Raw genomic sequence first — 10661 nt, 5'->3', positions numbered from 1 at the left:
CACCACGCCACTCGAACGTGACACTCCACTTACCGTCACCGGTTCTCAGTCAGGCACTCAGAGGTAGGGGACAAGCAGACGACCGCAGAACCGTTCCACGCGGTGTTCTGCCAGGACTGGCGCATCCGGCCGAAAGACTACCGGGAGTTCGCCGGCCTGACCCAGGCCGAACTGCGGGCCGCCCCCCACATGCGCGGCTCACCACGTATTCACGCAGCAGTGGCAGGCTGTGTCGGCTGGCCGTACAAGGTGAACAATCCGCAGCATCGGCCGCAGATCACCGAGGCACCCAAGATTCTCATGCTGCATTCGCTGCACGACCCGGCGAACAACTACGCGTGGGCGACCAACGTGCACCGACAGACCCGCAGGACGACCGTACTGGTGCCGTACGAGGGCGCAGGACACAGCGTCTACGGCCGCACCAACTGCACACGCAAGGCGGTGGACGACTACCTCCTGGAGTTGAAACTCCCGAATACCGGGCACAGGTGTGCCCCGGCCGCGAGTAGCTGATCGTTTCGGGGCACCACATCGGGCGGCGGCGACCGATGTGGTGCCCGTGAGTGCTGAGCAGTCGCAGCCCCTGTTGGGCCGGGGTCAGGAGAGGACCGGTGAGTGGGCTGTGGCAGCGAGTTCTTGCCGCCTACACCAACGACCGGCACCCGCAGCATGACCGCGAACAGCTGCTCGCCCTGGGCGCGGCCGAACTCGCCCATACCCGCAGCCCGGCCGGCAGGACTGCGACCGTTGAGGACGTCCAGCGCGTCGCCCGGGGAGAGTTCGGCCTCCTCCTCGACGAACGCCAGGCGCGCACCGCTCTTGCCGAGCGCCGCACTGCCTTCCTCCAGGGCGAGGATTGACCGGCGCCGGTTCCCGCGGCCGCGTTCCTGGGAGTCAGAGCCACGTGCCTTCCAGGGCGCAAGGGTCGCCGGTGAAGGCGTAGCGGCGTACGGCCAGGACGGTTTCGGTGTCGCTGCCGATGTCGTCGGCGGACCGGGTGAGGGCGGTGTCGACGGCTTGTTGCTAGGAGAGGTAGGGCGGGGCGGGTTCGAGGACGATCTGTCCCAGCCGGCCGCCGCCGGCGGCGGTCATCTCGTCGACCAGGCGCCGTATCGCGGTCGTGTCAGCGGGATGTCGCTCGGTGTCAGTGAGTGCCCGTTCCAGAGCGCCGCCGTCACCCCCGCCCGTGTCGTCGGCGCCGGTGGTGGGGATCGGTTCGCGGCGGAGTTCGTCGACGGCCTGGCCCACGATGGCAGGGACCGCCGGCCACTCGACCTGTCTGGTCTGGGCGGCTGTGGTGAGCCGCAGCCCCAGATTCACCAGCCCCGGTGTGGGCGTGTAACCCGCGGGTGACACCTCGGTCAGGACGCCGGCCGCGCCGATCACCCGGCTCAGTCCTTCGGCGGAATCCGCGATGCCGATCAGCCGGTACGCCTGCGTTCTGCTGATCCCGAGCGCAGGGCACCGGCCCACCGGCTCCAGCCCCGCACCCTGACCCAGATCGTCCGAGGAACCCGTACCTTCACGGTGCTCCCCTTGAGCCCGGCCGGGCAGAGGGGCGAGAAGCGCACGCGCCGCCCGGTAAAGGTGGTGGGCCCTGAGGGGTGGCAGGGCCCACCAGTCCGCAGGGGGGATATGTACTCACGCGTCGGCGGAACAACGACCACAAGTGCGTCACGGTCAATGGCGGGCAACCCCATCCCCGGCCGTATGAGGTCTCTCCTCGGCGACTACTACAGGACTTGAGCGCCTTCGCGGCGAGTGCCACCGTGGCGCGAGAGTGGGGAGACCGCTACCGATCCGAATGGAGCCGAGCCTTGATCGCCGCCGACCTGGACGTCCGACACTTCACCCATGAAGACCTGCCGCAGATCCGTCAGACGCTGATCGACCTGCACGCCGCAGCGCAAGGCGCGGACCGGGACGACGAGTTCAAGAAGAAGTCTCCCTGGTTCGTGGATCACTGGGGCGGCAACCCGGATTTCGCTTGTGTGATCGCCTACGACGGTGTGGAGCCGGTGGGCTTCGCGTACGGAGCCCCGGCGACTCCCGAGCGAGTGGTAACGCGAGCACCTCGACCCTGCCCCGGACAAGAGCCAGACGTTCTCGTACTCCGAGCTGGCCATCACACCAAAGTGGCGCGACCTCGTCCAGGACCACATTGACAGACGGTGGAGTCAGCAGCAGATCCGCGCACCACCTTTCCCGACCATCCGGAGATCCACGCGGTCCACGAGACGATCTAGCAGGCCCCTCTCCGTCCAGGGGCGCGGTGAACTCCGCCGCGAGCCGGCCCGCGCCTTGCGCACCGGACGTGTCCGGCGCAAGCCCCGACGGCAGGCCCAGCAGCGCCAGCCCCGCTACCGCCACCCCATGGTCATGATCAGCGAGCGTCCCGCCTCGGAGGACGACCGTGCGGTCCCCGGCGACTGGGACGGAGACCTGATCAAGGGCAGAGAGAACGGCTCCGCCATCGGCACCCCGGTCGAGCGCGGTCCTTGATACCTGCTGTTGGTCCACCTGCCTCACGGCCGTGCCACCGAGCCCGTGCGCGACCGCTCTGGTGAACACCGTCAAGACCCTCCCCGCCCACCTGAAGCGCTCCCTGACCTGGGAGCAGGGCAGCGGAATAGGCTGTCACCACGAGTTCACCGTCACCCCCGACGTCCCGGTCTACTTCTACGATCCGGCCAGCCCCTTTCCGTGCCGCTCCAACGAGAACGTCAACGGCCCGCTGCGGCAGTACTTTCCCAAGGGCACGGACCTCTCGGTTCACAGCCCCGAGCACCTTGCCGCCGTGGCCGCCGAGCTCGATCACGACGTCGACGTCGCCGAACTCCCCGCAACCGGGTCAGCGCGACGTGGTGGCCACCCGGGCAGCCCAAGTTCTCCTCCAGGTCGATCACGGTCACCTCGCCCGGCAAGCCGGCGAAGTCCGGGAGCTGGGAGCCGTTGCCGACGATGACGATGCGGCCCGGCGGCACTGCCTACAGCCGGTTCGTCGCCATGGCAGCCGAGATCCAAGTGGCTTGTAGGATCTGCGATTCGATGAGCACTGTCGGCGGATCATGAGCGCCGTCCGAGCAAATCCGGGTGATCATTGAGCATCGGTGATGCTCAGTAGCTGTCAGTTACGGCGTCTCTACCGTCCTCCGTGTCCGGACCGTGCAGGTGCCCCGTACCGTCGACGGTTTGCGTGAGCTTGCCCGGGTGTCTCGGGAATCCAGGGCGGAGCCATGGCCGGATCGCGGCGACGGACCCTGCGATCGATGCGTCTCGCTGGGCTGCCGGCTTGGCCGGCGGGCTCGACCCGCGCACACTGGAACTGTGCGCGAGATGATGGCTGGCGAGACGGCGAAGCGTGAGGATCTGCTCGCTGCAGCCGTCGTCCAAGCCGTCGAAGGAACCGGCGCGTACGCCGGGAGCGTTTTTCTCCGCTCCCGCGACCGCCGGTCGATCGTGCTCGCCGCGACGTGCGGGGTGCCACCCTCTCTGCTCGGGGGCTGGCACCTCATTCCTGTGAGCAGTCCCATCCCGGTCGCCGCAGCCTATGACTCGGGGCGCACGGTCCACCTGGCCGACGCCGACGAGACGATGCGCCGGTTTCCCCAGCTCGCTGTAGCTCTGCCGTACGCCTTCGGCTCCTGCTCCGTGCCGGTGGGCTCAGGTGAGGAGACCTTCGGCGCGCTGGCGATCGTCTGGGCGGCGGCACCCGGCGGCGAAGGGCTGTCCAAGACCCAGCGCCGCCACATGCGGACCATCGCCAACCGGCTCGGTGATTCCCTCTCCGAGCTCCGCGCCCGTACCGGCGATCCCGTCGAGTGCGACCCGCAGACGATTCCCGTCGAGAACCCAGCTCCCTCGGCACCGGCCGTGCGGGCCGGCCTGTTCGACTGGGACCTCGTCACCGGCACCTTCACCGTGGACGACGAGCTCTGCGCGATCTTCGGTCTCGACCCCCGTGCTTTCGACGGACGAGCCGAAACGCTTGCTTCCTGCCTGCATCCCGGCGACCGCGCCGCTCTTCGAGCGGTCGCCCGAGCGGGAGCCGCCGAGGGCCGGATCAAAGCGCGGCGCCTGCGCATACGAGATCACGGGGGCGGCAGTGAGGGGTACCGCACGGTTGAGTTGTGGGGCCGCGCACCGCAGGCCGACAGTGCGCGGGCACGCAGCCACCTGGTCGGCACGGTCGTCGATGCGCAGGCCGGCAGCGCGGCCGTCGCCGCGGTCGAACGGCTGCGGGACGGGGTGTTCTCCCTCGCTCCTGATGGGCGGGTCACCTACGCCAACCAAAGCGCTCTGCAGCTGCTGGGCGTGCGCGGCAACGAACTGCTGGGCCAGTTTCTCTCGGACGTGCTGCCGTGGCTGTCCGATCCCGACGTCGAGTACCGCCACCGGTCCGCGATGATCTCGCAGACGCCAGTCTCCTTCCTGGCCTGCCGACCGCCCGACCGGTGGCTCGCTTTCTCCCTCCATCCGGAAGCAGACGGAGTAACCGGCCGGGTGGTGCCCGTCGGCAATACACCCTCGACCTCACCGCCATCCGCTTCCTCGGCGACAGCAACGGCTTCCCCACCAGCGCGCCTGGGCGTCATGTACCACGTCCTGCAGCTGGGCAGCGCGCTCACCGAGGCGGTCACCGCCCGCGAAGTCTGCGAAGTCATCTCCGACCAACTCCTCCCAGCGTTCGGAGGCCAGCAGCTGGCGATCTACGTGGTCCGTGACGGAACGATGCGTCTGCTCTTTCACACCGGTCATCACGAAGATTTCCTCGACTGGCTGGAGGGCGTACCGCTGCACGCGCGCCTGCCCGGTACGGAGACCCTGACCTCCGGCACTCCGCTCTTCATCGAGTCGCAGCAGGACCTCTCCCAGGGCTACCCGGGCATCCCCACGGGCGACGTACGCTCCTGGGCGTATCTGCCACTGATCGCCTCCAGCCACCCCGTCGGCACCTGCGTCCTCGGCTTCGACGAAATCCACCGGTTCACGGAGAAGGACCGCGGCGTCCTCACCGCCCTAGCCGGGCTGATCGCCCAGGCCCTGGAACGAGCGCGGCTCTACGACTCCGAGTTCGCCCTCGCGCGCGGCCTGCAGCAAGCGCTCCTGCCGCACCGCCTGCCAGTAGTCCCGGGTATCCGCACCGTCGCGCGCTATCTGCCCGGCACCAGGGGAATGGACATCGGTGGCGACTGGTACGACATCATCCCCACCGGTAGTGGGGTCTCTCTTGTCATCGGAGACGTGGAGGGGCACAGCATCGCCGCCGCGGCCACCATGGCCCAGTTGCGTAGCGCCGTACGGGCCTTCGCGGCGGTAGGCCATACGCCCGGCGATGTGATGGCTGGCGTCAACCGAACCCTCATCGACCTCGACCCCGGGCTGCTGGCCAGCTGCTGCTACATCCACCTCGAACCCCACGGCCACCATGCCTACGCCGTGACCGCCGGCCACCCCCCACCCCTGATCCGCCGTCCCGACGGGACGACCGACGCCCTCGAACTGGACATCGGCCCACTCCTCGGTGTGGATCGCGCAAGCGCCTATCCAGCAACCCGGATCGACCTCCCACCAGGGTCCGTCCTCGCCCTCTACACCGACGGACTGGTCGAGGAACGCGGCACCGACATCAAGGTGGGGATTGACCGTCTGAGAGCATCCCTGGCTCACGCCCCTGCGGACTCGCCGGACAATCTCGCCGACCGGCTTCTGCGCAACGCCCGGGGCTCCTCGTACCGAGCTGACGACATCGCCCTGCTGCTCACCGAGCTCGCTGCCGGTCACGGTGCCGAGGTGACACCCGATCACGGTGTCACCCCCACTGACTCGGGGTAGAGGCTTCGCCGCTCCCTCAGCGCTGGGTAGTTGCGGCAGTGAAGAACCGCGGACGTCGCGGTTGTTGTCGATCGTGTCCTCCAGATTGCCCAAGCTCAGGGAGCCCCGGGCGACGCGGCCACGATGGCGACCGCCCCAGTGATCAGCAGCAGTGCCGCAGATGATGCCGACCCTGAGAGTAAGGGGGAGTCCCAGGCCAGAACGGTCCATGCCAGGCCCGCGGGAAGGCGACGCTGGCGACGGCCAGCGACAGGCGCACCACACGGAGCTCGCCCTCGCCGCGCCGGGCTCCGCTCCATCCGCTTCACATCGGGCCGGTACTTCCTCAGTGCGGCCCGCTCGTTGGCTGCGGCTTGCTGCTCGGCGCTGAGCTGCTCCGCGGCAGCGTTCAGTCGGCTGAGCGAGTCGTCATCGAGGCCGCGGGTACGAACTCCTCCTCCTCTCCTCTTCTGTCGGGTCAGCGGGCGAAGGCTCTGGTGAGGCGCACGCTGTAGCCGTCCTCTTGCCTGAGCACGACGGTGACGCCGAACGGATCGGGGTGATGCAGCTCGACGGGGTGAAAGCGAACTCCCCAGGACGCACCGCTCAGCAGATGCTGGAAGCCGGCCGGTCCGCGGTGACCCGCATACTCGGCCAGCTGCCAACCGTTCTTCCGCTCCACCGGAGCCAGCAGACCGCGCACGTAACCCCGCATCCGCCACCGCAGATCCACCCCATAGAACCGGCCCGCCACCCGAGCGAGGACCGACTCCATCCCCAGCCCACAGATCAGCTTCGTCCAAGCCACCAGGCTTGGAACTACGTAACCGACCAGCTCAGGCAAACGATTCCTGACTGAAGTACTAGGCCGCAGGGAGGTCAGCCCAGCGTGTGATCCCCTCGGTGCCAACGCGTATGCCGCATCGAGCAGCCAGCGCGGTGACGATGTCAATACCGCGGCCGTGCTCGTCCGGGTCCGGGGCTCCCCTCCCATCACCGGCGAGGGCGGGTCCCGCGTCGGTCACTTCCACGCGCAGGGCCCCGTGTCCGTCGACGCGGACCCACGACAACCGCAGTGTCGCCGGTGGCAGCGCGTGGACCAGTGCGTTGGTCAGGAGCTCCGAGACCACCACGAGTGCATCCATGATGGCGTCGGCAGACAGGCCCCACTCGGCGAGTATGGTGCGGACCCACCCGCGGACGGCGCGCACGGCCCCCGGGGCGTGGGGCACGGGGCAGACATGATCGACAGTGTCGGAGCCGGGGCGATCGACTGCCGTGGGGCCGGCGATGTTGAGCTGGGCGGCCATCTGCCCTCCTAGACGAACGGTACCGACGGGTGCCGATGTCACGCACGCTATGGAGTGATAAGAAACCGGTCAATAAACCTCGGTCGGCATTACCGAACGCAAGTCGGCTTCGGCGGAAATCGCCGCGTCATGGCCGATGTGGGACGGCGAAGGCGGATCTAGAATCGCGGTATGGCCGGTCCCGTCCAGTCCATCGAACGGGCGGCGGCAATCCTCCGCCTGCTTGCCGCGGGCCCCCGTCGGCTCGGGCTCGGGGAAGTGGCCGCCTCGCTGGGGCTGGCGAAGGGGACGGCCCACGGCATCTTGCGCACCCTCCAGCACGTGGATTTCGTCGAGCAGGACGCGGCGACCGGGAAGTACCAGCTCGGGGCGGCCCTCCTGCACCTCGGCACCAGCTACCTCGATGTGAACGAACTGCGATCGCGCTCGATCAACTGGGCCGACGCCCTGGCCGCCCGCAGCGGCGAAGCGGTCCGCCTCGGCACTCCCCTGGAGGGCAGCGTGCTCGTCATCCACCACGTCTTCCGGCCGGACGACACCCTCCAGACCCTGGACGTGGGCGCACTACTGCCCCTGCACGCCTCCTCGCTCGGAAAGGTGCTGCTGGCGTTCGGCACCGCGAACCTCGATGCGGCGGTGGACGCCGGGCTGGAGGCGTACACCCGGCACACCCTGGCCAAAACGGACGAGCTGACCCACGCCCTCGCCGAGATCCGGGAGAACGGATGGGGCGCCGAAGTACAGGAGATGACCATGGGGGAAGCCGGCGTCGCCGCGCCCATCAGGGGGCACGGTGGCCTCGCGGTGGGCGCCATCGGCCTGTCCGGCCCGGTCGAGCGGATCTGCGACGTCAGGGGCCGGCCGGAGCTCAAGCTGCTCTCCCTGCTCCGTGAGACCGCCCGGGCGATATCACGAAACCTGGGGGCCGCCCGCTGGTAGGTCCTCGCGCAGCGCCTCTGCACGCATCGCATCTCCACGCATCGGAAGGCGGTCCGGATCATGGTCGAACGGTATGTGATGTCCATCGACCAGGGCACCACCTCCACCCGGTGCATCCTGTTCGACCACCGCGGGCGACTGGTGTCCGTGGCCCAGCGCGAGCACCAGCAGTTCTTCCCGAAACCCGGCTGGGTCGAGCACGACGCCCTGGAGATCTGGCGCAATCTGCGACGCATCGTGCCCGAGGCCCTGTCCGGCGCGGGCGACGGCGTCGCCGCCGAGGCCGTCTCGGCCCTGGGCATCGCGAACCAGCGCGAGACGACCGTGCTCTGGGACCGGCGGACCGGCACCCCGCTGAACAGGGCTATCGTCTGGCAGGACACCCGCACCGCCCCGCTCGTCGAAGACCTGCGCAGCGACCCGGGCGACGCGTTCTTCCTGGAACGCTGCGGCCTGGCACCCTCGACCTACTTCTCCGCACCACGGATCCGCTGGCTCTTCGACCACGAGCCCGGTCTGGCGCAGCGGGCCGCGAACGGCGACGTCCTGTTCGGCACGATGGAGTCCTGGCTGATCTGGAACCTCACCGGGGGGACGGCGGGAGGCCGCCACATCACCGACGTGACCAACGCCAGCCGCACGATGCTCATGAACATGGGCACGCTCGAATGGGACGAGGAACTGCTGGGGTTCTTCGGGATTCCGCACGCGATCCTGCCCGAAATCCGTTCCTCGGCGGAGTGGTACGGCGAGGACCGCTCGGTGCTCCCCGGCAGGCCCATCACGGCCGCGCTCGGCGATCAGCAGGCCGCGCTCTTCGGGCAGACCTGCTTCTCCCCGGGCGAGGCGAAGTGCACCTACGGAACGGGCAGCTTCCTGCTGCTCAACACCGGCACCGACGTCGTCCGGTCCAGCAATGGACTGCTCACCACCGTCGCCTACAAAATCGACGAGCAGCCCGCGGTCTACGCACTGGAAGGCCCGATCGCCGTCACCGGTGCCCTGGTCCAGTGGTTCCGCGACCGGCTGGAACTCATCAACAGCGCACCGGGCATCGAGACCCTTGCGCGGACCGTCGAGGACAACGGCGGCTGCTACATCGTCCCGGCGTTCTCCGGTCTCTTCGCACCCCACTGGCGCAGCGACGCACGCGGCATCATCGTCGGCCTGACCTCGTACATCACCAAGGGGCACCTGGCCAGGGCGGCACTGGAATCCACCGGCTGGCAGACGAAGGAGGTCGTCGACGCCATGAACGCCGACTCCTCGCTCACCCTGAGAGAGCTGAAGGTCGACGGTGGCATGACGTCCGACAACCTCCTCATGCAGATCCTGGCCGACGTCCTCGACGTGCCGGTGGTGCGGCCCATGGCGGCCGAGACCGTTTCCCTGGGCGCCGCCTATGCCGCCGGGCTGGCGGCCGGCTACTGGGCGGACCTGGAAGTGCTGCGCGGCAACTGGCACCGGGCGGCCCAATGGCTGCCGGACATGGACCCCACGCGACGGGCGTCGGAGTACGAGAACTGGCAACGGGCCGTCGAACGGTCCTTGGGCTGGATCAGACGGCCGAACGGCCCCTGATGCTACGGTCAGAAATCGTTGCCTGAGCTGGTCGGTTACGTTGCTCCAGGCATGGTGTGCTGGACGCAGCTGAGTGGTGGACTGGGGAGTTGGAGCCGGTCCTCGCTCATGTGGCGGGCCGGTGCTCTCGGGTGGTTTTGCGGTGGCGGATGCGGAGCGCAGTTACCCTATGCGACCGAAGGGCGACCATGCCCCGCAGACCGCGTCCCCCACTGCTCGGCCCCGGGTGCCCCGAGCCGGACGTAACTCCGCCTCGTTTACTGAGCTTCTTCAGCATTGCCGCTCCAGCGTGAGGATGGCCTTGGCGATTGACGTCATGCGGTTGGGGCTGCATCGGGACCGGCGGAAGATGCGCCAGGACTTCAGCCTGGCGACGCCGCGTTCGACGGGTGCTCGCGCTGCGGCCAGTGCCTGATTGCGGGACTTTTCGGTGGGGGTGAGTTCCCGCAGGGGCCTGCGCTTGATGCCCGTGGTCAGCCACGGGCCGGCGCCCTGGTAGGCGAGATCGGCCAGGATGGGAACGCCCTGGCGCTCGCGAATCCGGATGATGCGGTGGGTGCGGGCGGCGGTCAGGTCATGGGTGCGGCCCGGTAGGGCGGGCGAGAGCCACAGCAGCCGGCCGCCGGGGTCGGTGACAACCTGCACGTTCACACCGTGGCGCCGGTGTTTGTGGGAGTAGTCGGCCCGGCCGTCGCCGACCCGGTCGCACTCGGCGAGGGTGCCGTCGAGCAGGACGAAGTCGGGTTCGTGCTCGCGCAGCGTCTTCAGCAGACCCGGTGCACGTTCGGCGAGCAGGTCGACGACCGCGCTGGTGTAGGCGTGGGCGGTGGACTCGCTGATCCCGAACCCGGCGGCGATCTTCGCGAGAGTGGTGTGTTCGCGTAGGTACACCAGTGCCACCATCGCGCGCTGGGACGGACGGAGCTTGCAGCGCCGGTCGCCCTCACGGGTGACGATCAGCATGGTGACCCACTCCACGAGTGCATGCGGCAGGTCGAGTGCGGCAGGATGGAC

At 68.7% G+C, this 10661-nt stretch carries 8 protein-coding genes and 3 pseudogenes; 6 read left to right on the top strand and 5 right to left on the bottom strand.

Annotation, left to right across the window (positions count from 1 at the left end; all coding sequences use genetic code 11):
* Positions 1-102: 102 nt before the first annotated feature.
* Together IE185_RS32480 and IE185_RS32475 are read left to right on the top strand one after the other, a co-directional pair.
* Positions 103-516 carry an alpha/beta hydrolase gene (locus IE185_RS32480; protein ID WP_229843842.1) on the top strand — a complete coding sequence of 138 codons (414 nt, stop codon included), beginning with the start codon at positions 103-105 and terminating at the stop codon, positions 514-516.
* A 98-nt stretch (positions 517-614) separates the two neighbouring features.
* On the top strand, positions 615-863 hold the full coding sequence (locus IE185_RS32475; protein WP_138896546.1) for a hypothetical protein: 249 nt from the start codon (positions 615-617) through the stop codon (positions 861-863).
* Positions 864-1026: 163 nt separating this feature from the next.
* On the opposite strand, the gene IE185_RS32470 is transcribed toward IE185_RS32475, so the two are convergent.
* Entirely contained in the window at positions 1027-1476 is a 450-nt protein-coding gene (locus IE185_RS32470; RefSeq protein ID WP_138896545.1) for a hypothetical protein, read from the bottom strand.
* Positions 1477-2027: 551 nt separating this feature from the next.
* On the opposite strand from IE185_RS32470, the pseudogene IE185_RS34145 reads away from it, so the two are divergent.
* Positions 2028-2818, top strand: a pseudogene (locus IE185_RS34145) (IS30 family transposase); the annotation flags it as partial.
* Here the strand turns inward: IE185_RS34145 and IE185_RS33540 are convergent.
* A pseudogene (locus IE185_RS33540) lies at positions 2756-2987 on the bottom strand (glycosyltransferase family 2 protein); the annotation flags it as partial. The pseudogenes IE185_RS34145 and IE185_RS33540 overlap by 63 nt on opposite strands.
* Positions 2988-3174: 187 nt before the next feature.
* Here IE185_RS33540 and IE185_RS32460 point away from each other — a divergent pair.
* Positions 3175-5838, top strand: coding sequence for a SpoIIE family protein phosphatase (locus tag IE185_RS32460; RefSeq protein ID WP_308432851.1), 2664 nt, complete (start codon positions 3175-3177; stop codon positions 5836-5838).
* 571 nt (positions 5839-6409) lie between these two features.
* Here IE185_RS32460 and IE185_RS33535 read toward each other — a convergent pair.
* Positions 6410-6628: pseudogene (locus IE185_RS33535) on the bottom strand (IS701 family transposase); the annotation flags it as partial.
* A gap of 52 nt (positions 6629-6680) precedes the next feature.
* Entirely contained in the window at positions 6681-7127 is a 447-nt protein-coding gene (locus IE185_RS32450; protein ID WP_138896544.1) for an ATP-binding protein, read from the bottom strand.
* Positions 7128-7298: 171 nt separating this feature from the next.
* On the opposite strand from IE185_RS32450, the gene IE185_RS32445 reads away from it, so the two are divergent.
* Positions 7299-8066, top strand: coding sequence for an IclR family transcriptional regulator (locus IE185_RS32445; protein ID WP_138896543.1), 768 nt, complete (start codon positions 7299-7301; stop codon positions 8064-8066).
* A gap of 60 nt (positions 8067-8126) precedes the next feature.
* Positions 8127-9647 (top strand): glycerol kinase GlpK, encoded by a 1521-nt coding sequence (glpK, locus tag IE185_RS32440; protein ID WP_138896542.1) that lies wholly within the window; start codon positions 8127-8129, stop codon positions 9645-9647.
* 270 nt (positions 9648-9917) lie between these two features.
* Here glpK and IE185_RS32435 read toward each other — a convergent pair.
* On the bottom strand, positions 9918-10661 hold a 744-nt coding region (locus IE185_RS32435; RefSeq protein WP_229843841.1), incomplete at its 5' end, for a transposase family protein.

This window comes from Streptomyces chryseus, from assembly GCF_014650755.1.
In the GTDB taxonomy this organism is placed as follows: Bacteria; Actinomycetota; Actinomycetes; order Streptomycetales; family Streptomycetaceae; genus Streptomyces; species Streptomyces chryseus.
This window is presented reverse-complemented; position numbering and strand designations above follow the sequence as displayed.